22 protein-coding genes and 1 pseudogene are annotated in these 22,469 nt (G+C 59.5%); 9 read left to right on the forward strand and 14 right to left on the reverse strand.

What is annotated here, in order from left to right; all coding sequences use genetic code 11:
* Positions 1 to 762: an IclR family transcriptional regulator gene (locus AAFN47_RS10740; protein WP_499809220.1), complete on the reverse strand. Its 762-nt coding sequence runs from the start codon at positions 760 to 762 to the stop codon at positions 1 to 3.
* A gap of 98 nt (positions 763 to 860) precedes the next feature.
* On the opposite strand from AAFN47_RS10740, the gene AAFN47_RS10745 reads away from it, so the two are divergent.
* Complete coding sequence (locus AAFN47_RS10745) at positions 861 to 2,408, forward strand: acetolactate synthase large subunit (protein ID WP_499809221.1); 1,548 nt, start codon at positions 861 to 863, stop codon at positions 2,406 to 2,408.
* A 24-nt stretch (positions 2,409 to 2,432) separates the two neighbouring features.
* Here AAFN47_RS10745 and AAFN47_RS10750 read toward each other — a convergent pair whose 3' ends face one another.
* A complete protein-coding gene (locus AAFN47_RS10750) occupies positions 2,433 to 3,335 on the reverse strand; it encodes an alpha/beta hydrolase family protein (protein WP_499809288.1) in 903 nt (300 codons plus the stop codon).
* 24 nt (positions 3,336 to 3,359) lie between these two features.
* Here AAFN47_RS10750 and AAFN47_RS10755 point away from each other — a divergent pair, with 24 nt between their 5' ends.
* A complete protein-coding gene (locus AAFN47_RS10755) occupies positions 3,360 to 4,166 on the forward strand; it encodes a mechanosensitive ion channel family protein (RefSeq protein ID WP_499809222.1) in 807 nt (268 codons plus the stop codon).
* 4 nt (positions 4,167 to 4,170) lie between these two features.
* Here AAFN47_RS10755 and AAFN47_RS10760 read toward each other — a convergent pair whose 3' ends face one another.
* From AAFN47_RS10760 to AAFN47_RS10790, 7 genes are all read right to left on the reverse strand, one after another.
* Positions 4,171 to 4,938: an isocitrate lyase/PEP mutase family protein gene (locus tag AAFN47_RS10760; RefSeq protein WP_499809223.1), complete on the reverse strand. Its 768-nt coding sequence runs from the start codon at positions 4,936 to 4,938 to the stop codon at positions 4,171 to 4,173.
* Positions 4,935 to 6,023 carry a bifunctional transcriptional activator/DNA repair enzyme AdaA gene (locus AAFN47_RS10765; RefSeq protein WP_499809224.1) on the reverse strand — a complete coding sequence of 363 codons (1,089 nt, stop codon included), beginning with the start codon at positions 6,021 to 6,023 and terminating at the stop codon, positions 4,935 to 4,937. Before AAFN47_RS10765 ends, AAFN47_RS10760 begins: the two co-directional genes overlap by 4 nt.
* Positions 6,024 to 6,200: 177 nt before the next feature.
* Positions 6,201 to 6,965 (reverse strand): ABC transporter permease, encoded by a 765-nt coding sequence (locus tag AAFN47_RS10770; protein ID WP_499809225.1) that lies wholly within the window; start codon positions 6,963 to 6,965, stop codon positions 6,201 to 6,203.
* 2 nt (positions 6,966 to 6,967) lie between these two features.
* On the reverse strand, positions 6,968 to 7,663 hold the full coding sequence (locus AAFN47_RS10775; RefSeq protein WP_499809226.1) for an ABC transporter ATP-binding protein: 696 nt from the start codon (positions 7,661 to 7,663) through the stop codon (positions 6,968 to 6,970).
* Between the two features lie 122 nt (positions 7,664 to 7,785).
* A complete protein-coding gene (locus AAFN47_RS10780) occupies positions 7,786 to 8,805 on the reverse strand; it encodes an ABC transporter substrate-binding protein (protein WP_499809227.1) in 1,020 nt (339 codons plus the stop codon).
* A gap of 14 nt (positions 8,806 to 8,819) precedes the next feature.
* Entirely contained in the window at positions 8,820 to 9,692 is an 873-nt protein-coding gene (locus AAFN47_RS10785) for a creatininase family protein (RefSeq protein WP_499809228.1), read from the reverse strand.
* A gap of 112 nt (positions 9,693 to 9,804) precedes the next feature.
* On the reverse strand, positions 9,805 to 10,722 hold the full coding sequence (locus AAFN47_RS10790) for a LysR family transcriptional regulator (RefSeq protein ID WP_499809229.1): 918 nt from the start codon (positions 10,720 to 10,722) through the stop codon (positions 9,805 to 9,807).
* 144 nt (positions 10,723 to 10,866) lie between these two features.
* Here AAFN47_RS10790 and AAFN47_RS10795 point away from each other — a divergent pair, with 144 nt between their 5' ends.
* Complete coding sequence (locus AAFN47_RS10795) at positions 10,867 to 11,736, forward strand: creatininase family protein (protein ID WP_499809230.1); 870 nt, start codon at positions 10,867 to 10,869, stop codon at positions 11,734 to 11,736.
* A 3-nt stretch (positions 11,737 to 11,739) separates the two neighbouring features.
* Here AAFN47_RS10795 and AAFN47_RS10800 read toward each other — a convergent pair whose 3' ends face one another.
* A complete protein-coding gene (locus tag AAFN47_RS10800) occupies positions 11,740 to 12,825 on the reverse strand; it encodes a sulfite exporter TauE/SafE family protein (protein WP_499809231.1) in 1,086 nt (361 codons plus the stop codon).
* Between the two features lie 218 nt (positions 12,826 to 13,043).
* Here AAFN47_RS10800 and AAFN47_RS10805 point away from each other — a divergent pair, with 218 nt between their 5' ends.
* Genes AAFN47_RS10805 through AAFN47_RS10815 form a run of 3 tightly spaced genes read left to right on the forward strand, consistent with a single transcriptional unit; the run spans position 13,044 to position 16,013 of the window.
* Positions 13,044 to 14,261 carry an alpha/beta hydrolase family protein gene (locus AAFN47_RS10805; protein ID WP_499809232.1) on the forward strand — a complete coding sequence of 406 codons (1,218 nt, stop codon included), beginning with the start codon at positions 13,044 to 13,046 and terminating at the stop codon, positions 14,259 to 14,261.
* Between the two features lie 6 nt (positions 14,262 to 14,267).
* A complete protein-coding gene (locus AAFN47_RS10810) occupies positions 14,268 to 15,161 on the forward strand; it encodes a fatty acid desaturase family protein (RefSeq protein WP_499809233.1) in 894 nt (297 codons plus the stop codon).
* Between the two features lie 45 nt (positions 15,162 to 15,206).
* Entirely contained in the window at positions 15,207 to 16,013 is an 807-nt protein-coding gene (locus AAFN47_RS10815; RefSeq protein ID WP_499809234.1) for an NAD-dependent epimerase/dehydratase family protein, read from the forward strand.
* Positions 16,014 to 16,083: 70 nt separating this feature from the next.
* On the opposite strand, the gene AAFN47_RS10820 is transcribed toward AAFN47_RS10815, so the two are convergent.
* Positions 16,084 to 16,605 (reverse strand): superoxide dismutase family protein, encoded by a 522-nt coding sequence (locus AAFN47_RS10820; RefSeq protein WP_499809235.1) that lies wholly within the window; start codon positions 16,603 to 16,605, stop codon positions 16,084 to 16,086.
* A gap of 195 nt (positions 16,606 to 16,800) precedes the next feature.
* On the opposite strand from AAFN47_RS10820, the gene AAFN47_RS10825 reads away from it, so the two are divergent.
* The 3 genes from AAFN47_RS10825 to AAFN47_RS10835 all read left to right on the forward strand — a co-directional run bounded on the left by AAFN47_RS10825 (position 16,801) and on the right by AAFN47_RS10835 (position 18,361).
* Positions 16,801 to 17,079, forward strand: coding sequence for a hypothetical protein (locus tag AAFN47_RS10825; RefSeq protein WP_499809236.1), 279 nt, complete (start codon positions 16,801 to 16,803; stop codon positions 17,077 to 17,079).
* Between the two features lie 66 nt (positions 17,080 to 17,145).
* The gene (locus AAFN47_RS10830) at positions 17,146 to 17,892 is read left to right on the forward strand and encodes a nitroreductase family protein (protein ID WP_499809237.1); all 747 of its coding nucleotides are present in this window, start codon (positions 17,146 to 17,148) and stop codon (positions 17,890 to 17,892) included.
* Positions 17,882 to 18,361, forward strand: coding sequence for a MarR family winged helix-turn-helix transcriptional regulator (locus tag AAFN47_RS10835; protein ID WP_499809238.1), 480 nt, complete (start codon positions 17,882 to 17,884; stop codon positions 18,359 to 18,361). Before AAFN47_RS10830 ends, AAFN47_RS10835 begins: the two co-directional genes overlap by 11 nt.
* A 9-nt stretch (positions 18,362 to 18,370) precedes the next feature.
* Here AAFN47_RS10835 and fabI read toward each other — a convergent pair whose 3' ends face one another.
* The 3 genes and pseudogenes from fabI to AAFN47_RS10850 all read right to left on the reverse strand — a co-directional run bounded on the left by fabI (position 18,371) and on the right by AAFN47_RS10850 (position 22,175).
* The gene (gene fabI / locus AAFN47_RS10840) at positions 18,371 to 19,135 is read right to left on the reverse strand and encodes an enoyl-ACP reductase FabI (protein WP_499809239.1); all 765 of its coding nucleotides are present in this window, start codon (positions 19,133 to 19,135) and stop codon (positions 18,371 to 18,373) included.
* Complete coding sequence (locus tag AAFN47_RS10845; RefSeq protein ID WP_499809240.1) at positions 19,132 to 20,538, reverse strand: bifunctional enoyl-CoA hydratase/phosphate acetyltransferase; 1,407 nt, start codon at positions 20,536 to 20,538, stop codon at positions 19,132 to 19,134. The genes fabI and AAFN47_RS10845 overlap by 4 nt, the downstream gene beginning before the upstream one ends.
* Before the next feature lie 7 nt (positions 20,539 to 20,545).
* Positions 20,546 to 22,175: pseudogene (locus AAFN47_RS10850) on the reverse strand (PHA/PHB synthase family protein).
* Positions 22,176 to 22,469: the final 294 nt, after the last annotated feature.

Consider the following 22,469-nt stretch of genomic DNA (forward strand, 5'->3'; position numbering starts at 1 on the left):
TCAGTCCCGCTTTCCCTGCAGCATCAAGGTGATGTCTTCGGCTGCTGCGAGCAGGGGCTCGAGCAAGGCGTCGAGATGGAAGCGGCTGTCTGGCGCCACAAGTGAAATTGCGGCGGAGCACTTGCCAAGATAGTCGAACACCGGGGCGGCGACCGCTCTCACGCCGACCATGGTGTAGCCGGTGGAAACCGCGTAGCCCTCATCGCGAACCTCTTCCAGCACGTCTGCCGCCGGAAGGGTTTGCGCGCCTTCGGAAAGCCGCTCCAGCGTCAGCTCGTCGGCATAGGCGACGAGCACGCGGCCCGACGCCGAACCCTCGAGCGACATCGTGGTGCCGATCTTCTGCTCGGCGCGAAGCACGTTCTCCGATTCCACGCGTTGAATGATGCAGGGAACGCCGCCGTCAAGGACCGAGATGGACGCGGTCTCGCGGGTCTTCTCCACCAGCCTTTCCATGATCGGAACGACGCGTTGTCCGAGGCTTGCCTGTTCCAGCGCCGCAGCGCTGATACGGCACGCGTGCAGCGACAGACGGTAACGTCCCGTATCGTCGAGCTCGACCCAGCCGGCTTCGATCAGGGTCAGAAGCCTCTGATAGGCGGTCGGACGGGAGAGCTTCATCGCATCGGCGATTTCGGCGAGCCGCATGCCCCTGCGATCCGACGCAAGCACGTCGAGCACGGCCATGGTCTTCAGAGCCGTGGAGAGCGGGCGGACGCCGGCTTTCTCTTGTTGTATTCTATTTGAATACTCAATATCCATATTGGATATCTTGTCGCGGCCGTGTTTTTGTGTCAAGCGGAATCCATTGCGCGCAGCGGCGCGCTTTGAAGACATGTTTCAAAGGAGATGATGCCCTGATGCCCAGAACCGGCGCTGACCTGCTTGTCGAAACCCTGGTGGACAATGGAATTGACACCTGTTTCGCCAATCCCGGAACGACGGAAATGCATCTTCTGACCGCAATGTCGCGCAACAAGGCGTTGGCGATGCATCTTTGCCTGTTCGAAGGGGTCGCGACAGGCGCCGCCGACGGTTATGCGCGCATGAGCGGAAAGCCGGCGGCGACATTGTTGCATCTGGGGCCGGGCCTGGCGAACGGCGTCGCCAACCTGCACAATGCGAAGAAGGCGGATACGCCGGCATTCAACGTAATCGGCGAGCACGCGATCGACCATATCCGTCACAATGCGCCTCTGACCTCGGACATCGAAGGCATCGCCCGTCCTGTCAGCCGCTATGTCGAGACTGCCCGCAGCGCTGACGGCATAGGCGATCTCGCCGCAACCATGCTGGCCGACATGGCTGGGCCCGAAGGCGGCATTGGAACGCTTGTCGCGCCCAATGACGTCGTCTGGTCGGAAACCGCCGCCAGCGCCACCCGAAGGAATGCGCCGCCGCGACCCGAATTCGACCGGTCTGTCGTCGACAAGGCGATCGAGACGCTTCGCAAGGGCGAGACGTCGGCTCTCGTCATCGGCGCGCCGTTCATCTGCGCCCGAAGCGCATACCTCGCCGATGCGATATCCAGAGCGACCGGCTGCACGGTTCTGGCCGAAGCCGCTGTCGCCCGCATGCAGCGCGGCGACGGAACGCCGGCGCTCGAGCGCATCCCGTTTCATGTCGATCTTGCGGTCAAACGGCTCAAGGACATTCGCGGCGTGGTGTTGGCCGGCGCTCGCAATCCGGTGGCCTTCTTCGCCTATCCCGGACGGCCGAGCCGCCTGCTTCCAGATGGCGCAGACGTTCTGACGCTGAGCCCGCCGCGCGCTGATCTTGAAACCGCGCTTGAGGCAATTGCCGCGGAACTCGGCGTAACGGCTGGAGAGCCGCAGGCGAAGGAGCGGCCTGCATTGCCGCCGTCCGGAGCGATCACGCCGGAAAGCCTGGGTCAGTTGCTGGCCAACCGGCTTCCCGACAATGCGATTGTAGTCGACGAATCCATCACTTCAGGCGCCCATCTCTATCCGATGTGCGCAGCTGCCGGCGCGCACGACTGGCTGACCAATCGCGGCGGATCGATCGGCTACTCTTTGCCCGTTGCGGTCGGATGTGCGGTCGCCTGTCCGGATCGCAAGGTCATCACGCTGACCGGCGACGGCTCGGCCTTCTATACGTTGCAGGCGCTTTGGACGATGGCGCGCTCCCGCCTCGATGTCCTGGTCATCATCATGGCCAACCGGTCCTACCGGATCCTCAATAACGAGATGTCCAATATCGGCGCAGGCGCGCCTGACGCCGACAGCGCGCCAATGATTTCGCTGACTGAGCCCGAACCGGATTGGGTTAGTCTCGCACGGGGTCACGGCGTCGAAGCGAAGCGCGTGGAAACGACGGATGAATTTGCGACTGCTTTCGACACATTTGCTTCCATTCGTGGTCCCCGCCTCATCGAAGCCATGCTTTGAAAAAGGCGGGGACGGCGCTGATCCTTAGTCGAAACGGGCCGAAATGTAGTCGCCTGTCGCGTTGATCAGCTCATCCACCGTTTTCTCATCCGTGAATGCATTGAACGTGTGATCCATCGGCCGGACGAACAGCTCTTCTTCGCCGTCATGGTAGTCGAGGAACACCTGGCCCGACTCAGGCTGCGGGAAGACGATCGTGTCGTTGGAGCCGACAGCCACGAAGAGCGGACCATCATATCCCGCGATCTCGGCGACCGGGTCGATCTCGAACAGGCTGTCGAAAAACGCCGGTTTCAGCGTTACTTCGGCGCCCCAGGGCAGCATGGACGTCACGGCTTCGCCTTCGCTCGCCAGGCCTTCCTTGAATGAATCCGGGCCGAGAAGCAGGATTATCGCTGACGCCAGATTGGCGCCGGGCGCCCACAGCGCCACGGCGTCGAGGTCATGGTCCGTCCGGCCGGCGACGGTTGCGCCCACCGTGCCGCCCATGCTCCAGCCGACAATCGCCATGCGGTCGGCGTCGACTTCACCGGAAGCCGCCAGGTAATCGAGCGCGGCAAGTCCGTCCATAACCTGCCCGCCAACCGTCGTGTTCTCGTAGTCCGCGCCGCTCTCGCCGGAATGGCGGAAATCAATCCGCAGGCTCGCAATACCCTTGTCGGCCCACATCCGCGCGGCCCGCCGGAAGACGCCCTCTTCAACGGCCGGGATCACCAGTTCGTCGCGTGAACCCGTAAAACCGTGAAAAAGAACGATAACCGGTGGATTGTCGATCCCGTCGGGAAGGTTGAGCGTGCCGACGACCTTTTCCCCTTCTTGAAATGGATTGCCGGCGAATGATAGTGGCGGAAGGTGTTTGCGGCCAGCAATTATAAGGAGAATGTCGCCTTCGCCGGCTTTGACTTCGCGGCTCGAAGTTGTTTCTATGGTTTAATCAAAAAAGGACAAGCAATGGACCAGGTAACCAGTCACATAGAACCCTACATCCCGCTGATCATCAACGCCGTCAAGGCGTTAGTCTTCCTGGTGGTTGGCTACATTGTCGCCAACATGGTGTCGGGCTTCATCAAGAGGCGAATCGTTTCGAACCCACGAATCGACGATACGCTGGGCGGGTTCTTCTCCTCCATCGCGAAATGGTTGATCCTGACGGTTGTTATAATCGCGGTTCTTCAGCTGTTCGGCTTTCAGGCGACCAGTCTTGTCGCCATTCTCGGCGCCGCCACCCTGGCGATCGGCCTTGCCCTGCAAGGCACGCTGGCCGACGTCTCCTCGGGCGTAATGTTGATCATTTTTCGGCCGTTCAAGCTCGGTGAATATGTCGACGTGGGCGGCACCGCCGGTACGGTGAAGGATCTCAATCTCTTCTTTACGGAACTGGCGACGCCCGACAATGTGCAGATCATCGTGCCGAACGCCAAGGTCTGGGGCACGATCATCACCAACTACTCGGCGCACCCAACGCGCCGGCTCGACGTCCAGTTTGGCATCGACTATGACGATGACGCTGACAAGGCGATGTCCGTCATTCTTGACCGGGCGGCGGCCGACGAACGGGTTCTGAAAGATCCCGAACCCTGGGTGAGAGTGGTCAATCTCGGTGATTCATCCGTCGATCTGGGAGTGCGTATTTGGTGTAACGCGTCCGATTACTGGGAGCTCAAATTCGCATTTATCAAGGACGTCAAGAAAGCTTTCGACGAGACCGGCATTTCCATTCCCTATCCGCATCAGGTTGAAATCAGGAAGGGCGACTGACCACTCAGTCGTGCATCGCGGTTCTGTACATCTCGGCAAGCATCGCGGCGTAGCGGCGATAAGGGCCGGGGCCATAGCTGATGCGTGCGACGCCGGCCTGTGCAAGGTCGGCGTGTGACGGCGCGTCCGGCATCATCATGATGTTGACGGGCAGCGAAGACGCCGCGCACAAATCCGCGACAAGATCGACATCGACGAGGCCAGGCGCGAAAAAGCCGCTGGCGCCGGCCTCTGCATAGGCCTCAGCCCGGTCTTTGGCCGCCTGCAACAGCGCCGGATGCTTTGAGCGGTCGCGTTCCTTGAGAAAGATATCCGTGCGGGCGTTGACGAAGAGGGCTATTCCGCTTTCAGCGCCTGCCTGAACAGCAGCCCGCAGCCGCGTCGCCTGGATGTCGATGTCATACAGACCCTCTCCGCCGACGATCTGATCCTCGAAATTGACGCCGATTGCGCCGGACCGGATGATACGGATCACATTGGCCGCGACGCCTTCCGGCCCCGCCGCGTATCCGCCTTCGAAGTCCACTGTCATCGGAACGTCGACTGCCGCCGCAATGCGGCTCGTCACCACCTCCAAAAGCTCCAGCGGGATCGATTCCCCGTCCTGATAGCCGTGCGCGGCTGCGACCGACCAGCTTCCCGTCGCCACGGCCGGCGCGCCGGCGTCCGCGACGACCTTGGCGCTGCCTGCGTCCCAGATATTGAACAGGATGACCGGGTCGCCTTTGACATGCAGGGCTGCGAATGCCGCCGCCTTCTCTGACTGATTCATGCAATTTCCTCCCGATGATCCGCGCGCCGGGCAGGCGACGCATATTGCCGCTCGAGTTCGATAAGCTGCTGCTTGCGCCAGAGGCCGCCGCCATATCCGGTCAGCGAACCGTCCGCGCCGATGACCCTGTGGCAGGGCACGACAAGAGCGAGTTGATTGGCACCGTTGGCGCGCGCGACGGCGCGCGTCGCGGTCGGCCTTCCGATGGTTCGCGCGAGATCGCTGTAGCTGCGGGTTTCGCCGGCCGGTATTTCCCTCAGCGCCCGCCAGACCTCACGGGTAAACGAGCTTCCATGAAACTTCATGGGAACGGTAAACTCGGCGCTTTTGCCGGAGAAAAAGGCTGCGAGCTCCGCTTCCGCCTGTTCCGTCGGTGGTTCGCGGCCGATGCCGACCCCGCCTTTCGCATGGGCGCGCAGGCGCTTCAGTTCCGCCGGAAGCGCCTTTCTGTCGATGAATTCCAGGAGATGCAGCACATGCCGATCGCTGACGGCGATCATGGCTCCGAGCGGCGTGTCGATCCAGCTTGCTTTCAGGAGTTCGCGCCCGGTGAAGGAGGCGGGCGGCTGACCGAGCAGTCGCGCGAAGGCGTTGCGAAAGCCGCTCGGCGAATCGAAACCGGCGTCAAGCTGGGCGTCTATGACGCGGCCTCCTTCCGACAGTGTCTCGAAGCCCGATCGGATGCGTGTAAGCCGCGCCATTTCCAGAAACGTCATTCCATAGTGTCGCTTGAAGGCACGCCGCACGGTTGATGGATCCAGTCCCATGGCGGCCACGTCACCTTCATTCCAGTGATGCTCCGGACGCTCTTCGAGCGCGCTGACGAGCCGCTGGATAGAAGCGTCGGCTTCCGCCGCCGGCGCCATGGGAAGACACCGTTTGCACGGACGAAAACCGGCTTCCAGACACTCCTGCACGGACGCGAAGAACGTGCAATTTTCAGTCTTGGGTTTTCGCGCCGGACAAGACAATCGGCAGAATACGCCCGTGCTCGTCACGCCGACGAAGGCGCGTCCGTCATAGGCTTCGTCGCGGTCTAAAAGCGCCTGGTAGAGTGTGTCGTGGTTGGGCAATCGAAACAGCATGGCGGTACTTTAATGCGTCGCCGCCTGGCTGTCAGTCTCATTTCGGGCGTCGATATTACGGAAGCAATCTTGTTCTCGCTTGAAGCCGCGGACCTAGGTCCAAACGGAAGCTATTGCGCTGCTTTTCCTGATAGGATGAGAAAGAATGCAGCGTCGCGTATCGGCAGTACGACGAGATCAGTCCGTCAGCTTGCGGAACGCCCACGGGGCAATAAACCTTTCGAGAGTATCGAAAACGGTAAACAAAGCAACCCCGAAAAGCAGCAGAATGGACAGCGCCGCAAAAGCGAGCGGCATATTCATTCCGTTAGTCGAGAGAATGAGGACGTATCCGAGACCGGAACCGGCGGCAATCATTTCTCCAACGACATTTCCAATAAAAGCTCCAGCGACGGCGACCTTAAGAGACGCCGAAAAGTACGGCAGTGTATTCGGTACGCCAATCTTGCGGAATATCTGCGCCCGTGTAGCGCCAATGGTGCGGAGCATTTCCCAAAGCTCGCTTTCAATCGTGCGAAGGCCCGTCACGACGTTTACCGTAACTGGGAAGAATGCGATCAATAAACCCGCGAGAACCTTCGGGAACATTCCGGTGCCGAACCAGACCACGAAGATCGGAATAAATGCAGACATCGGCAGCGCATGCAGCCCTCCCAGAATAGGATACAGCAATCGACTGACGCCGGGCGAATAGCCTATCGCCAGTCCCGCCAGCATTCCCAGTCCTGCTCCAAGCACCAGACTGAGAAGCGTGCCCCCGAGCGTCACCATACTGTGGCGCCACAACACCGACATATGCGGCAGCATCGCTTCGAAGACCTCCGAAGGCGCCGGCAGGATAAAAGATGGAACGCCGGAGATGTGCACCCCCATTTCCCAGAGAACGAACAGAAGGATAAGGGCGAGGAGGCTCTCAATGGCCGGATTTCTGAACGAGCGCATGGTTATCGGTCAATTCTGCGGCGAAGATCGGAGATCTGCTCCGCGAAGTGGGGCGTCGCCGGCCAATCCAGCGTTCTCGAATCGGGAGCGGCAATTTGCTGCTCATGAACGATCCGACCCGGTCTTTTGGAAACAACCAGCACCCGGTCTGAAAGAAAAACAGCTTCATTGATCTGATGGGTGATCAGCACGGTGGTGCATCCCATTTTCTGATGCAGAGCAGTCAATACGAGCCACATATCTTCACGCGTAAAGGCGTCGAGCGCAGCAAACGGTTCATCGAGAAGCAGAATTTCTGGATCGTTTATAAGCGCGCGGCAAAGGCTCACCCGCTGTCGCATTCCGCCGGACAGTTCCCAGACGGCGCGTTTCTCGAATCCTGACAACCCCACCGTCGCCAGCAACGCCTCGGCCTTGTCGGCGACTTCCCTGCGCGGCTTGTTTCGTATCTCCACCGGCAGGAGAACGTTGTCCATGACGTTGCGCCAGGGAAGCAACAAGGCGTCCTGAAACGCCATGCCGATTGCCTGTGGTGTGTGCTCCAGACGTTGGCCGTCTTGGAGAATTACTCCTTTTGTCGGCCGTACTGCGCCAGTGATCAACTTCAACATCGTGGTTTTGCCGCTGCCTGAAGGACCGACAAAGCTCACGAACTCGCCCTTTCTGATCCGCCAATTCACCCCTTCAAGCGCAAGCACCGAGTCGCGATTTCCACGTTTCCCGGAGTGTTCGAAGCGGACGGTGACTTGACGAGCCTCAAAAAGGGGAGGCGCGTCGCCCCCCCCTTCCCCAATTATTGGCGTTGCTTCGGGTTGCGATTTCACTCGTTTATGGCCAGCTCTTTGGCTGAGGGCAGATACGCGGACGAGAAAACCTCTGAAGCTGTTGGAACGCGGGGCATTTCGAACGCCGCAGCGAGCAGATCGATGAAGCCCTGCACGTCTTCTTCCGAGTGGTAGGCGAGGCCATTCTCAAGCACATTTGGCGTAAAATAGTAGTTTTCGATGGAGTAGGCCAGATCGGCTTCTTCAACCTCGCGTGTCAGCAGGGGCTCGCGCTCCATCAGAACGTCGATGGCTGCCGTCGGATCCTTATAGGAATCGATCAGTCCAAGTGCATAGCCGCGAACCACTGCCTTGGCCGCTTCCGGATTTGCTTCAGCCCATGATTTCTGCAGGATCAGACCATTGCCATATAGGTTCTCGACATAGTCGGAGAACTTGAATTCGTAGAGTTCCTCTTTAGGCACGCCCATGCGCGCAAAGTTCGAGATAGCGGATGCCGCGAACTGGCCAATGCCGTCGGACTCTCCGTTGGAAACTGTCACGCCCAGCAATTCGGGGCCGACCTCCAGCCATTTGACCGAATCGGGGGCTACTCCTGTGGCTTCGGCAAAGGGTGGAAATATCGCTTGTGTGGTGGAGTTGGGCTGTGTGCTGATTGTCCGACCAGCTAGATCGAGCGGCTCCTTTATGCCTGTCGAGAGAGGACCGACGATCGCATCGGGAGAAGCGTCGTAGGAGATCATCACCGCGATGGCGTCAAGGTCGGGGTTTTCGGCGATGGCGCGGACAAGAGCCGGGAGTGACCCCGTCCCGGCCTGATACGTGCCAGCTGCTACCTTGGCAACGACGTCCGAGGATCCGAAGCCGCGCTGGACGTCAACGTCGGCGCCGCCTTCTTCAAAATACCCTCGCTCATCCGCCAGGAGCAGTGGTGAACTGCCGCCATTCAGGACCCATCCACTGTTGAGTGTGACCGGCGCCATCTCAGCGATAGCGGCATGATTCAGTGTGGCTGAAAGGACTATTCCAAGGGCAAGGCTAAGAGACTTGTGCATAATCTGGCTCCATATCAGTAACTGTAAGATTTCGAGAGACTGCCGTAACAGTTGTCCGCGACAACCTTGGACACCCATTCCGCAAGCGCATCGAGAAGCATGTCGCCCATCTCGGGCGTCGCAGCGGATGGAAAACCCAATATGCCGCCATATTCGGGGTCGGAATTGGTGTTGCTTCGAGGCGCATAAACGCCGCCTCCGGAAGCAACCGGGCTTGCGTAGGGAAGGTCCGGCGGCGCCGACTTCAGTACGTAGTCTTTCATCATGTCGATCCTAACGAGCTCCGGATGCTGCCAAAGCAGCCGCGCCGTTTCGCCCATGCCGCCATGACCGTCGCGGGCGTCGAGGGGGATGTTATTTCGCGTTTCCTCGGGAAGCGCTTCGAGTAATTTCGGCAGGATTTGCACCACATAGGGCAGCCAATTCAGAACGATGACCTTGAGAGCATCGTTCGTTTCGCTTGCCAGCTCGCGCGCCGCGACCATCAATGCGCCCAAACTCATGTCGTGCCCCATACACAATGCGATGTTCACGACTCCGTCGCGGTGCAGGTTCAGGCAAATCTCCTTCACCAGCTTGATCAACGTGGTGGGTTTGATATCGATCGAGCCGCGGAAGCGCAGGTTCGGAACGGGTCCAAATGGAATTGTTGGCCCGAAGATCGCATGTTTGCCGGCGTCCTCCAATTTGAGAACCGCTCTTCGCACGATCTCTTCTATCTGAAAATTATCCTGACCCAGAGGCAGATGACCGGCATGCTGTTCGATGGCTCCGACCGGCACGAGCACAACATCGGTCAACTCCAGCTTCTCGCGCAGTTCGTGAGATGTCATCGTGACCCATGATTTGGGTCCCCTGACCGAATACAGTATGTCGGCATTAGCCATTCAGTTCGCTCCATTTCGGATTTACGCGAACAGAGAATGCCATTTCCGGCTTCGGAGAAAGCACTGATTGTCGAGCATTGCGATGCCGAAAAGGCATCAGTAGGTAAATCCTTCAGCTTTCCTCTGCAAAGGAGGCGGCGAAGGACAGCGCATTGCGCAACTCTTCGACAAAAACGTTCACGATCGGATTGGCGGTGGTTCCGGTTCTGGCAACCAGGGTTAAATGCTGTCCTCCGAGTCGTCCGCTTTCTATCTTTCGAAAAACGAGCTGACCGCTGATGCACTCCCGGCTCGCATCGAAGGGATTGAGAAGCGTTGCGTAGTCGCCGGTCGCTACAATTCGCTTCAGTGTCTCGATTGAATTTGTCTGCACTGCGGGAGTCAGGGACATGCCGTGTCGCGCCAGCGCCTGTTCGATCGTATTGCGCATCGAAGAACCATTTTCCGTCAGTACGAACTTGTGGTTCATCAGATCCGAAAACCGCACGCTCTTCTGTGTCGCGAGTGGGTGATAAGGCGCAACCACAACGCCGAACTCGGTTTTCAGCATCATAAGATTTCGGAGGCCGGCGTTTGGCATGAGGTAGTATCCAAGGCCGAGATCAACCTCGCCTTCAGACACCGCCACGCCGATATCCTGTGCTGGCATAGAGCGCAGTCCCATCTGTATGAAAGGTCGGGTTGAAAGGAAGTTGGATATGATCTCGGGCATCGGCCCGTCTGCAAGACCGGGTGTAGTGGCGATGGTAACGATTCCTCGCTGGTTGCCGCGTAGCGCGTCGATCCGTGCGAATGCCCGCGCTTCAGCCTTCAGGGTCTCGCGCACATGTTCAATTATGATCTCTCCGACTGCGGTCAGTTTCAGCCGCCGCGGCAACCTCTCGAACAGTTGACATCCCAACGCGTCCTCCAAGGCAAGCAACTGTCGATTCACAGCCGACGAAGCAACGTGCAGTTCGCCCGCTGCCGCGCGGATCGATTTGTGGCGGGCGATAGCGTCGAGATACCGGAGACGTTGAGAATGCAACATAGGACAATAATCCTGACCGATGACTGTTTGGCAGCATGATGCGCGAGAAAGGGTTCTTTGAACAGACCAAGACCTTTTCTATTCTCCAGTCGGGAAACATGCTGGCCGTCAGCCGGGTTCAGGAAAGGAGAACACGAAGATTCCATGAACGACGAAATCCTCTATTCCGTTCGAGGTCCAGCATCCTGGTCGACCATGACGTCACAGGAGTTGGATAGAAAATTGCGCGATACAGATGTCGCTCTCGTGCCCCTTGGCGCCATTGAGCAACATGCCGGTCATTTGCCGCTTGGTCAGGATAACTTCCAGATAGAGGAAATCGTCCGCCGGGCCTGGCTGAAACTAGAAGACGCGGGCCACGCGGCTGTCATCGGTCCGACAATCCCGTTTGCACCTGTTTCGAACCTCCAGTTCAAAGGGTCCATCGACATCAGTCCCACGCTCTTGATTGAACTTGTGAAAGAGGTCTGCCTCAATCTGCATCGCGACGGCGTCAATAACATCGCCTTATGTATGGGGCACGATATGAGCCTCGGCGCTCTGATGGTCGCAGCGCGAGAGCTCGCTAGCGAAACGTCCGACAAACTGAGACCCGTGGTTATCAACTGGCTGCCACTGGTCTCGCGCATGGCGCCGGACATCCGTCGCAGAATCCCCGATGATATTTTCAACATGGTGCCCCCCAATGCACGCGATGGCCACGGCGGCGCTGGCGAAACTGCGCGCATGATGTGGCAGAACGCGGAACTGGTCGTTATGGAGCGCCACCGCGACTACCGAAGCGAGACGCAACCCGGAGACCTGCCGTTTCTCGGCCCTGTTGTATCCGGTGGCGGACTTTACGTGCCTCGCAAGACAACCAACACAGATCCCGAATTTGAAGGAATACTCGGATACCCATCAATAGCGACGCCGGAACTCGGCGATGCACTTTACGATGGATTGGCGAGTTGGGTGGCGGGCGTCGTACAGGAGCACTGTTACGGAGAACTGCCTGGTTCCTACAACTACTAAATCTCATTGTTGCGCTTCGGTGTGAACATGCGGCTCGATCTCCTCGACGCCGAGGCTCGACAGATGCGCCTCGTGGCTGACATCGGAGACCGGCCGGTCGCCGGCCAGCACATCGCCGTAGCGGCGCAGACGTTCGAAAGCATAGAGGAGAATTCCGACCAGGACGCAGGCGACCGCGATGCCCAACCATCCGAGCGAGGGAAAGGCGTTGAAGCAGGTCCAGACATATTGTCCGACGCACAGGATCGCCACTAAAAACAGCGTCGGCTTGCGGCCAATCAGGCTGACGATGAAGACGCCAAGCGGCGCGCCGAGCGCCACGACCGGCGCAGCCGCAAGCCAGTTCTCGTAGGTCCCGGGCTGCATTCCGGTGGTGAATTGCTTGATCAGGACGCCGTAGACCGAACAGTACGCCATGATGATCACCGACGTCGGGATGGCGATCTTGAGGTCCGTGCGGAACAGCAGAACGAGGCAGGCGTAGACCACCATGTCGATGCCGACGCCTGTAACGGAAACCACGGTCGCGCCGGCGAAAAAGCCGAGAACCGCGCCAATACGGAAATCCCAGGTCTCGCTGAACTCCGTCATGCCCTGATGACTGGCGATTTCTCCCAGGCGATAGAGATGCAGAAGTCCGAACCCGCACCAGATGACGGCGAATGATATCTTGATCCAGAGATCGGAAAACAGTGGCGCGACAAAGAATATGCCGAGTGGAACGCCGAGCGTCGCTCCAAGCATGGCCCCGAACAGCATGGAGCGGGCAAGACCCTGCCGTCTGCACAGGATGAAGATGCTGGCGCTGGTCATGCCGATTGACTGGACAGCGAAACTGAAATCCCTGCCCATGCTCGCTGGCATGTCGAAGAAGAGAACGAGGACTGGAAACCCCACAGTCCCGCCGCCCATCGGGGTCGAACCGGCCACATAACTGCCAAGAGCCATGGCCGCGGCGATCGGCCAGTGGGCGAGCGTCGCGGCGACATTGTCCATTCCGAACACCAGCCAGGTCCAGGCGGTGTAGAACGCGCCAAGCCAGAGGAACCACAGCCAGAGATGGTTGCGCCTTGCGGTGGATATGGACATGGATGTTTCTTGCCGAAGCTCTCGTTCTTGTGTTTTCTTCGCCTGTCGGACGCTTCCCCGGGGATGACGGTTTTCCGCCTTTTGTTCTTTGACGGGACTCTTTAGCGTTCTCTCGTGAAATAGACCAGTCCTCGAGGTGATCTCATGCGTCGTTCCACCCACCTTGACAGGACTGCGCGCTTCGCTTCACCGTTGTCTGGCGAAACAGGAGCGGTAACATGACAGGCGTTGAGCGGACTTCCACCAGAATTGCCGGATTTACGTCGCCTGAGATGGATTTCCAGCTTATGCGCCAGCTGGGAGCCGCGACCGCCGGCGGCGGCGCTCCGGGCGAGATCTTTGCCGCGCGGGCAAAAATCGCGGACGACAATGCATTCGCATGGCCGGCGGCCTTCGTCGACCAGGCCGACAGGCTCTCCGATCTTGCCGAAATGGCCATAGCGGGGGGCCACGATGTAAGCGCCTGCGGTCATCTTCTGCGCGCGTCGAGCTATTACCGGTCAGCAGAATATTTCTCTGATCCGTTCGGCCCGGACGGTCTCGGTTACGGATTGAAAAGCCGCGACGCCTTCATCAGGGCCGCCGCCCGCTTGCCGCATTCCGTGAAGCCGGTGGACATACCGTTCGAGGGAAAAATGCTGCCGGGTTATTTCCTTCAGCCTGCGGGCGGAGCGCCGGACGGCCGAACGGTGATCTTGATGACGGGCTTCGACGGAACCGGAGAAGAACTCTATTTCCAGACCGCCGCCGATGGACTTGCGCATGGATTCAATCTGCTGATCGCCGAGGGTCCGGGACAGGTCGGGGCTCTCAGGCGCGATCCGAAGATGGTCTTCCGGCCCGATTACGAGACGCCGATCGCCGCGATTGTCGATTTCTGCCTGGATCTCGATGGTGTCAATCCGGAAAAACTCGGCCTGTACGGCATCAGTTTTGGCGGATACTTCACGATTCGCGGCGCCGCAGGCGATCAAAGGATCCGAGCGCTCGTCGCCAATTCGCCGATCATATACCTGCTCGATTACATGAGCGGGTTCGTCCATGCGGGCGAGGGCGACGAGGACGGGGACGTCAGCCTCGACGAGGTGGACGACGTTCCCGAACAATACATGCCGTCCAGCGTCAAACTCGGTTTCAAGGCCGCATGCCGGCGGTTCGGCGTAACGACATTTTCCGGCTGGTTTGAGAAGCTCGAAGCCTATCGGGCGACGGACCGCCTCGCCGATATTTCATGCCCGGTTCTCGGCATGGTTGGAACCGGCGAGGGCGCGGAAGCGCTGAACCAGCACAAGACCTTCTGCGACGGCGTTTCGGGGCCAGCGACAAGCCGGATATTCACCGTCGAGGAAGGCGCCGACATGCACTGCCAGCTTGGCAACCTTCCACTCTCCAACGCTGTCGTCTATGACTGGTTCGCCGATACTTTCAAAGATTGACGAACCATGGATCACCGCGCCTTCATACGGACGCTTTCCGCTGAACAACGCCGCAGCCTGACGCTGAAATCCGATTTCCGTGGTTTGCTAGCGTTGTGCCTGCATTGGGGCGCGATCGTGGTGGTCGGCTTTCTGATCGCATGGCGCGCGCCCTTCTGGCCGCTTCTGCTACCCGTCCAGGGTGTCCTCATCGTTTTTCTGTTCACGCTTCTGCACGAAACCGTCCACCGCACAGCCTTTGCGTCGCAGTGGATCAATGACTGGGTCGCGCGTATTTGCGGGCTGGCGATCCTGCTGCCGTCCGAGTGGTTTCGCTATTTCCATTTTGCGCACCACCGCCACACGCAGGATCCGGAAAACGATCCGGAACTGGCCGAGCCGAAACCCGAAACCGTCGCCCAGTATGTCTTGCACATTTCCGGAATTCCCGTCTGGCGGAGCCAGATAAAGACGCTGTTCCGCCTTGCGTTCGAAGGCGGCGGCGACATTTTCACGCCGCCCTCGGGACGGCTGAAAGTGCGCAGGGAAGCAAGGGCGATGCTCGGTTTCTACGTGGCGCTGGCGATCGTCTCGATCTATGCCGGCTCGACCTTGCCGGTCTATGTCTGGATTGTCCCGGTTCTTCTGGGGCAACCCTTTTTGCGGCTCTACCTGCTCGCCGAGCATGGCCGCTGCCCCTTCGTCGCCAACATGCTCGAAAACAGCCGCACGACATTCACCAATATCGTCGTGCGGCAGCTTGCCTGGAACATGCCCTATCATTCAGAACACCACAGCTACCCCGTCGTTCCCTTTTACAAGTTGCCGGAACTGCACAGGCTTGTGCGCGACCACCTGCGGACGACGGAGCGGGGCTATAAACGTTTTCATCAGGCCTATATCGGCGATCTCACCCGCTGATCCTCACATACCGACGTTAGAAAGCAGCGAAAAGGATCGATTGCTATGACCAAGATCTTGAAACGGCTTCTGATCACCGGGGCCGGCGGTGGCCTTGGAAAGGTGGCGCGAGAGCGCCTGTCCTACATCGCCGACACGATCAGGGTTTCCGATATCGTCGATCTGGGAGAAGCCGCCCCGCATGAGGAGATCGTCAATTGCGACCTTGCGGATCATGACGCCGTCAACGATCTGGTGGCCGGATGCGACGGAGTGGTCCATTTCGGAGGAATATCCGTTGAGGACAGCTTCTCGAGAATTTTGAAAGCCAATATCGAGGGCGTGTACAACCTCTATGAGGCGGCGCGGAAAAATGGCGGTCCCCGCATATTCATGGCGAGCTCCAATCACGTCGTTGGCTTTCATCGCCAAAACCAGCGTCTCGATGCGAATGCGCCGTTGCGGCCGGACGGTCTCTATGGCGTCTCCAAGTGCTTCGCTGAAAACCTGGCAAGCATGTATCACGACAAGTTCGGCGTCGAGACGGCGCTGGTGAGGATCGGCTCAAGCTTTCCTGAAGCCACAAACCGGCGGTTCCTCGCAACCTGGCTCAGCTATGACGACCTGATCTCGCTGATCGTCTATGTATTCGAGGCGCCGAAACTGGGTTGCCCGGTGATCTATGGCGTTTCCGACAATGACACCGTGTGGTGGGACAACAGTTCCGTGCGCTATCTCGGCTGGCGGCCGAAGGACAATTCGGCCGTATTTCGCGATCGCGTATACGCCGACGAACCGGAACCCGAGCCGGATGATCCGGTCGCCATATACCAGGGCGGGAAGTTCACCCAGGATCCGATCATCGAGGATTGACGCCAGTGCTCCATGCCGTCCGCCCGTTCCATTCCTTGTGGTTCATTGTCCGGATTGGGTTCGGTCGAGCCTATTGCTGCGGGTACAGAACGCCGCAAGCCAACCTGTCTCCGGCGTCGCCGGAAGGCTGCGAGGCGTAGTCGTCGGCGCCGGCGTGCAAAATGACAGCCGCGCCGTCGGGTCCTGCGATCGTGGGCGAGGCGTCCGGATCGAGGCTGAAACCATCCGTGAAATACTCAACCTGCACGATCCCGTCTTCGCCGGCGTGCAGGTTCGGCAGGTCGCCCGCGTGTGGACCCATGCTGTCTTCGACCCCGTGATTCATGCCGCCCGAAAGGTGCCCGCCGGCGGATTTGAAATTTTCATCGGCGTCGCAGACGCCTTTCTCGTGAATGTGGAATCCATGCGCGCCTGCGGGCACGCCTTTGATGTCAATTGTCATGTGCGCCATGCCAGAGGCTGTTTCGGCAACTGTCACCGTGCCGGAGACACCGTTTCCGGAAATCGTTGCCTGGGTGGAGCGCATGTCCTGTGCGATTGCAGGCGTGGCGAGCATCGCAATGGTTGACGCAAGCGCAATCAGTGTTCTCATTTCCTCGTCCTCATTCCAGTTCAAGTCGATAGCCATTCAAAGCCGGTCATTCTTCATGGGAATCTAATGCAGGAGCGTTCGGCGTCCACCAAAGTCGGCGAAACAATCCTATATGGTCGAAAGTCGGTGCTGTCGGGAACGCCTGCAATGGCCGGAACGTTTCCAGAATTCCAACTGGCAGGAAGGAAAACAATCATGACCGAACTCACGGTGAGCGAACTGGAAAGTCAACTTAACGCACAGCGAAAACTTATCGTGCATCTCGTCTGGTATATTGCCCGGACGTCGCCGGATGACGGTTTTCTCGACCATATCGTCCAGGATGGCGATCTTCTCGATCAGCAGGAGGATCCGGGTGTTGACCCGACGGGGGCGTTCGCGCAGCAGGCGCGCATGGCCGCCGAAGTCCGCGCGATCGTTGATCAGGTCAGGGCGCGACTGGACTCAGAATTACCCGAGCGCCAGCAACCCTGAACGATCTGATTGACAGGTGGGATCGACGCCCATATCGTTATGATCATAACGATATGGGAGGAATTCATGTCACAGGCGATAGAGACCGATCGCAACCGTTACGACGCTTTGATGGACGTTGTCGAAAGACGCATGACGGTGCGCGCGTTCGACCCGGACTACGTTGTTCCGAAAGACCACTACGAGATGATTCTGGAAGCCGCGCGGCACGCGCCGTCCGGCGCCAACGCCCAGCCCTGGCATTTCATCGTGGTGACGGACCAGGCGCTCAAGAACGAGATCATGGAATATTTCCGCGCCGAGCAGGTCGCCCGCGCCAAGCTGAAGATGAAGTTTCCGACGCCGGATTATCGTGGGCTCGCCACCTCGCCGGGCCTGATCGTTGTCGCCAGCGATTTTCGCTGGATCAAGGCCTTTCCCGTCCTGAACGACGGATCGGATCTCGACAAGATGTACAAGGAGAACGCCGAGCGCATTCTCCTGCAAAGCGTCGCGGCCGCAACCATGTCGGCGCATCTCGCCGCCGCCGCGCTTGGCTATAATGTCTGGTGGGTGACTGCGATCGGCCAGGAAGCCGCGCAAAAGGCCATGAAGCCATTGCTGGGAATTCCCGAGGAACTCTCCGTGCTGGATATCATGTGTTTTGGCCCCGCAGCCAAGAAGCCGTACAAGCGCTGGAAGAAGAAACTCGACGAGGTCGTCAACTGGAACCGGTTCGACCAGTCGCATTTCATGACCGATGGGGAAATCGACGAGTGGATCGCCCGCACCCGTCACAAGGTGATGTATCGCGACGAAAGCAATGTCGACTGAAAAGGCGGCCGTTGCGCCGCATGGCGTTGAAGACGCATTGTCCGCGTACAGTCTCGACGGTCAGATTGGCTTTCTGTTGCGTTGCGCCTATCAGCGCGCCAGCGGAAATCTGCTCCGGCGCATTGCGGACCACGGTCTCACTCCGGCGCAGTTCAGCGTCATGGCGCGGCTGCATGAGCGCGGTTCGATGTCGCAGAACCGGCTAGGCCGACTGGTTGGCATGGAGCCCGCAAATATCCGCGACGTGGTGCTGCGGTTGAAACGCCGCGGTCTCCTTGAAACCCGGCCGGCGCCGGATGACGCGCGGCGTCTGGTCGTGGATTTTTCAGAGCAGGGCCGGAGCCTGATCGCCAGGCTCATTCCGCTGGAAATCGAAAGCTCCGCGCAGACGCTCGCTTCACTGAACCCGCAGGAGCAGCAAATGCTTCTACAGCTCCTTGGTCGCGTCGCCGAAATCGAGGAAGGCTGAAATTCGTGGTCAGGCGACCGTATGGAAGCCGTTGTCGGAATAGACGACCGCGCCTGTCATGGACGCGCCGTCGTCGCTGGCCAGGAAAGTCGCGACTTTACCGACGTCCTCGATCGTGACCAGACGGTTTGCCGGCGTGCGTGCCCGCACCTCGTCCAGAAGCGCATCAAAGCGGTCGATGCCCGATGCTGCGCGTGTGGCGATCGGACCGGCCGATATCGCATTCGCCCGAATGCCGTGGTCGGCGAGATCCGCAGCCAGATAGCGAACGCTGGATTCCAGCGCCGCCTTGACCGGACCCATCAGATTGTAATGTTCGACCACCCTGTCGGCGCCGTAGAAGCTTACAGTCAGCAGGCTGCCGCCGTCCTTCATCAGCGGGATTGCCAGTTTCGCCATGCGCAGGAAGGAATGGCACGACACGTCCATGGCCAGCGCAAAACCCTCCGCCGAACTGTTGACAACGCTCGTCTGGAGATCTTCGCGTGGCGCAAATGCGATTGAGTGCAGAAGAAAATCGAGTTGGCCCCAGGTCTGCTCGATCTCGTCGAACACCGCTTCAAGCTGCCCCGGCGCGCGCACGTCGCAGGGAACGAAAATCGGGGCTTCCAGAGCCTCGGCGATCGGCGCCACATAGGGCTTTGCCTTTTCGTTCAGATAGGTGACGGCAAGATCCGCGCCGGCGGCGTGAAACGCTTTTGCGCAACCGGTGGCGATACTGTGCTGGTTCGCGATCCCGACGATGAGGCCGCGCTTACCCGCAAGATTGGTCATTCTGCGGCTATCCTTGTGAGTGGGTCCCTGACGCTCACGAGCTTGGCAAACGCCGCCGACGCAATCCGGGTGACGACGGAATCGGCGCGGCTGGTCAGCACGATCGGCACGCGCGCGCCCAGCACCAGGCCAGCGGCGGTTGCGCCCGTGAAATAGATCAGTTGCTTGGCCAGCATGTTGCCGGACTCCAGATCCGGCACGAGGAGGATATCCGCCTTGCCGGCGACCGGCGAAATGATGCCCTTTGTTTTGGCGGCGGCCGGACTGATCGCGTTGTCGAAGGCAAGCGGGCCGTCCACCTTCGCGCCGGTGATTTGACCACGGGCCGCCATCACTGTCAGCGCGGCGGCGTCAAGCGTCGCCTGCATCTTCTCGTTGACCGTTTCAACGGCGGCCAGCACAGCGACCAGCGGCTCCTCGTATCCAAGCCGGAGCAGGAAATCGATCGCATTCTGGCAAATGTCGCGCTTGTCGTTGAGATCGGGCTGGATGTTGATTGCGGCGTCGGTGATGACGAGAGGCTTCGCATAGGCCGGCACATCGATCGCATAGACATGGCTGATGCGTCGTTCTGTGCGGAGCGGCGAACCTCGCGCCACAACCGCCGACAGGAGCTCGTCCGTGTGCAGGCTGCCTTTGACCAGCATGCCGACCTTTCCCGCAGAGGCCATTTCGACAGCGCGTTCGGCCGCAGCATGGCTGTGCGGCGTGTCCTCGATCACAAGGTGGTCGATTGAAACCTGTGCGGCTTCGGCCGCCGCCCTGATCCTGGCTTCCGGGCCGACGAGCACGGGCTCCAGCAATTTTTGCTCGTAGACTTCGATAGCCGCGATCAAAGCTTCCGGCGAACAGGGGTGTACGATCGCAGCCGGAACGATGCCGGATTCGCGGGCTTTCTTCACGTAGCCGTCGAAGCGGTCATGCCGGCGCAGCGAAACATCCGGCAGGGTTGTACGCGGCCATTCGATGATGGTGTCCGGCGCGATCACGGTGGCGGAGCCCGATAGAACCTGCTCGCCATCCTGGTTGGTGCATTCCGTGTCGAGGATGACAATCCGCTTTCCGTCTTTCTTTTCGCGCACCTTGACCGAAGCCGTCACCGTATCTCCGGGCGACACCGGTTTGAGAAACTTGAGGTCCTGGCCAAGATAGATCGTGCCCGGTCCAGGCAGTTTCGTCCCGAGCACGGCGGAAATCAGCGCCGCCGTCCACATGCCATGCGCGACGATGTGCCCGAACATGTCTGTTGCCGCGAAGGTTGCATCCAGATGAGCCGGGTTGACGTCTCCCGAAACGGCGGCGAAGAGGTCGATGTCGTCGCGTCCGACAATACGAACCAATGAGGCGGCATCACCCGGCTGCAGCTCGTCGAATGTCCGGTTTTTCAGAAATTCCTTGTTCATCGATCCCTCATTGTTGGAAGACGTAGGCGCCCGGCGCGTCGTCGAGTGGCGCCGAGCCCTCGGAGCCGGGGAACGGTTGTGGCGGGCTGACCCGTTGCCTCGACGAGTGCCGGGTGAGCCAGTCGCTCCAGGCTTCCCACCACGAACCATCTTTGCTTGGCGCACACGCCAACCATTCTTCCGGGCCAAGCAGCGGATCGTCAACGCCTTTTTGGGCAATGCGGTAGTTACGATGCGGATGCCCGGGTTCGCTGACGATGCCGGCGTTGTGTCCGCCGCTCGTCAGCACGAAGGTGGTGTCTGTATCCGTCAACAGATGGATCTTGTAGACTGAGCGCCAGGGCGCGACATGGTCCTTTTCCGTGCCGACGACGAATAACGGCAAGCGGATGTTTTCAAGAACGGCCGGGCGGCCGTCCACCATGAAATGGCCGCCGGCCAGCTGATTGTTGATGTAGAGTTTCTCCAGATATTCAGCATGCATGCGATAGGGCATGCGCGTCGTGTCCGCATTCCAGGCCATCAGATCGATCATCGGCGTGCGTTCGCCCATCAGGTAATCTTGCACCAGGTGCGACCAGACGAGATCGTTGCTTCGCAGCATCTGGAAGGCGCCGGCCATCTGGTCGGCGGAGAGATAGCCCCGATCCCACATCATGCTTTCAAGCAGGTTCATCTGGCTGTGATCGATGAACAGCGCGAGTTCGCCGGGTTCTGTGAAATCGGTCTGGGCGGCGAGCAGCGTCACCGAGGCCAGCCGGTCGTCGCGAACTCTTCCCATCGCCGCGGCTGCAATCGAAAGCAGCGTGCCGCCGAGGCAGTAGCCGGCCGCATGGATCTTGCGTTCCGGCGCAATGACGCTGATCGCGTCGATAGCCGCCATCACACCCGATTTGCGATAATCGTCCATCGTCCGGTCGCGGTCTTCCTCGTCGGGATTGCGCCACGAGATGCAGAAAACCGTGTGCCCGCGGCTGACCAGATAGCGAATGAGGGAATTTTCCGGAGAAAGGTCGAGGATGTAGTATTTCATGATCCAGGCAGGAACGATCAGGACCGGTTCCGCCAACACATCTTTGGTCTGCGGGGAATACTGGATCAGTTCGATGAGGTGATTGCGAAAGACCACCTTGCCCGGCGTCACAGCGACATCCCTTCCCGGAACGAACGCTTCCGCGCCCACAGGCCTGTCGCCCGCCGGTCTCGATCGTCCTGTCGATCACTTTCGGATTGGTGAAGGGATTGTTGGAGGGGGAGAATACGTCCAGGATCTGGCGGGTTGCAAAGGAGACGATATCCTCGCTGTGCGGACTGACGCCCGGCACGGCGTGGGTCGCGTTGTGCCACCATTGCTGGGTCATGAGAAACGCCTGGGTCATCGCGGCGTAGGGCTGTTTGTCCCAGTCGTCGCCGCCGAAACGATGATCGCCGGGCAGGGGGACTATGCCGCTTGCTTTTTCGGAACCGCCGCTCGTCAAATATTCGTTGAATCGCGCAGCTTTGCGCAAACCTTTCTCTGCAAGTTCCATTCGCTTGCCTGGCGCTGCGGCGAGATGGATGGACCAGTCGCAGAAAGCAAGCGCAAGGGCCGCAGGCGACAATCCGCCGGTCAGGCGTCCGAGCATGGCTTCCTGCATGCGGTCAATTGTACGGTAGGATTCGGCGTTCTGATCTTCGGCGGTCTTTTCGTGTGGAACGGAAGAGGTCGGCGACTGGCCTTGATTGATGAAATTCATGAAAATTTATCCGCTGATCCGCCGGTCGGGCGAAGATTATCTGCGTTGAATGATGCCGTGAAGGGTTCTACATCCGAAACTTGACAGCGACGTGAACCGCGTTCGGACGCCAAGATAGCCGCCTGACTATAGCGTCGAAGCCGATTGCTTCACAAGCGGCGGCGGATCATTCTTCTGGCGCCATTCGAATCACGC

This window comes from Hoeflea sp. CAU 1731, from assembly GCF_039888615.1.
Classification (GTDB): Bacteria; Pseudomonadota; Alphaproteobacteria; order Rhizobiales; family Rhizobiaceae; genus Flavimaribacter.

Excerpts from the sequence above, each read along its gene's own strand:
- AAFN47_RS10740 (WP_499809220.1), bottom strand. The coding sequence starts at position 762 with ATGGATATTGAGTATTCAAATAGAATACAACAAGAGAAAGCCGGCGTC.
- AAFN47_RS10745 (WP_499809221.1), top strand. The coding sequence starts at position 861 with ATGCCCAGAACCGGCGCTGACCTGCTTGTCGAAACCCTGGTGGACAAT.
- AAFN47_RS10755 (WP_499809222.1), top strand. The coding sequence starts at position 3,360 with ATGGACCAGGTAACCAGTCACATAGAACCCTACATCCCGCTGATCATC.
- AAFN47_RS10760 (WP_499809223.1), bottom strand. The coding sequence starts at position 4,938 with ATGAATCAGTCAGAGAAGGCGGCGGCATTCGCAGCCCTGCATGTCAAA.
- AAFN47_RS10765 (WP_499809224.1), bottom strand. The coding sequence starts at position 6,023 with ATGCTGTTTCGATTGCCCAACCACGACACACTCTACCAGGCGCTTTTA.
- AAFN47_RS10770 (WP_499809225.1), bottom strand. The coding sequence starts at position 6,965 with ATGCGCTCGTTCAGAAATCCGGCCATTGAGAGCCTCCTCGCCCTTATC.
- AAFN47_RS10780 (WP_499809227.1), bottom strand. The coding sequence starts at position 8,805 with ATGCACAAGTCTCTTAGCCTTGCCCTTGGAATAGTCCTTTCAGCCACA.
- AAFN47_RS10785 (WP_499809228.1), bottom strand. The coding sequence starts at position 9,692 with ATGGCTAATGCCGACATACTGTATTCGGTCAGGGGACCCAAATCATGG.
- AAFN47_RS10790 (WP_499809229.1), bottom strand. The coding sequence starts at position 10,722 with ATGTTGCATTCTCAACGTCTCCGGTATCTCGACGCTATCGCCCGCCAC.
- AAFN47_RS10795 (WP_499809230.1), top strand. The coding sequence starts at position 10,867 with ATGAACGACGAAATCCTCTATTCCGTTCGAGGTCCAGCATCCTGGTCG.
- AAFN47_RS10800 (WP_499809231.1), bottom strand. The coding sequence starts at position 12,825 with ATGTCCATATCCACCGCAAGGCGCAACCATCTCTGGCTGTGGTTCCTC.
- AAFN47_RS10805 (WP_499809232.1), top strand. The coding sequence starts at position 13,044 with ATGACAGGCGTTGAGCGGACTTCCACCAGAATTGCCGGATTTACGTCG.
- AAFN47_RS10810 (WP_499809233.1), top strand. The coding sequence starts at position 14,268 with ATGGATCACCGCGCCTTCATACGGACGCTTTCCGCTGAACAACGCCGC.
- AAFN47_RS10815 (WP_499809234.1), top strand. The coding sequence starts at position 15,207 with ATGACCAAGATCTTGAAACGGCTTCTGATCACCGGGGCCGGCGGTGGC.
- AAFN47_RS10820 (WP_499809235.1), bottom strand. The coding sequence starts at position 16,605 with ATGAGAACACTGATTGCGCTTGCGTCAACCATTGCGATGCTCGCCACG.
- AAFN47_RS10825 (WP_499809236.1), top strand. The coding sequence starts at position 16,801 with ATGACCGAACTCACGGTGAGCGAACTGGAAAGTCAACTTAACGCACAG.
- AAFN47_RS10830 (WP_499809237.1), top strand. The coding sequence starts at position 17,146 with ATGTCACAGGCGATAGAGACCGATCGCAACCGTTACGACGCTTTGATG.
- AAFN47_RS10835 (WP_499809238.1), top strand. The coding sequence starts at position 17,882 with ATGTCGACTGAAAAGGCGGCCGTTGCGCCGCATGGCGTTGAAGACGCA.
- fabI (WP_499809239.1), bottom strand. The coding sequence starts at position 19,135 with ATGACCAATCTTGCGGGTAAGCGCGGCCTCATCGTCGGGATCGCGAAC.
- AAFN47_RS10845 (WP_499809240.1), bottom strand. The coding sequence starts at position 20,538 with ATGAACAAGGAATTTCTGAAAAACCGGACATTCGACGAGCTGCAGCCG.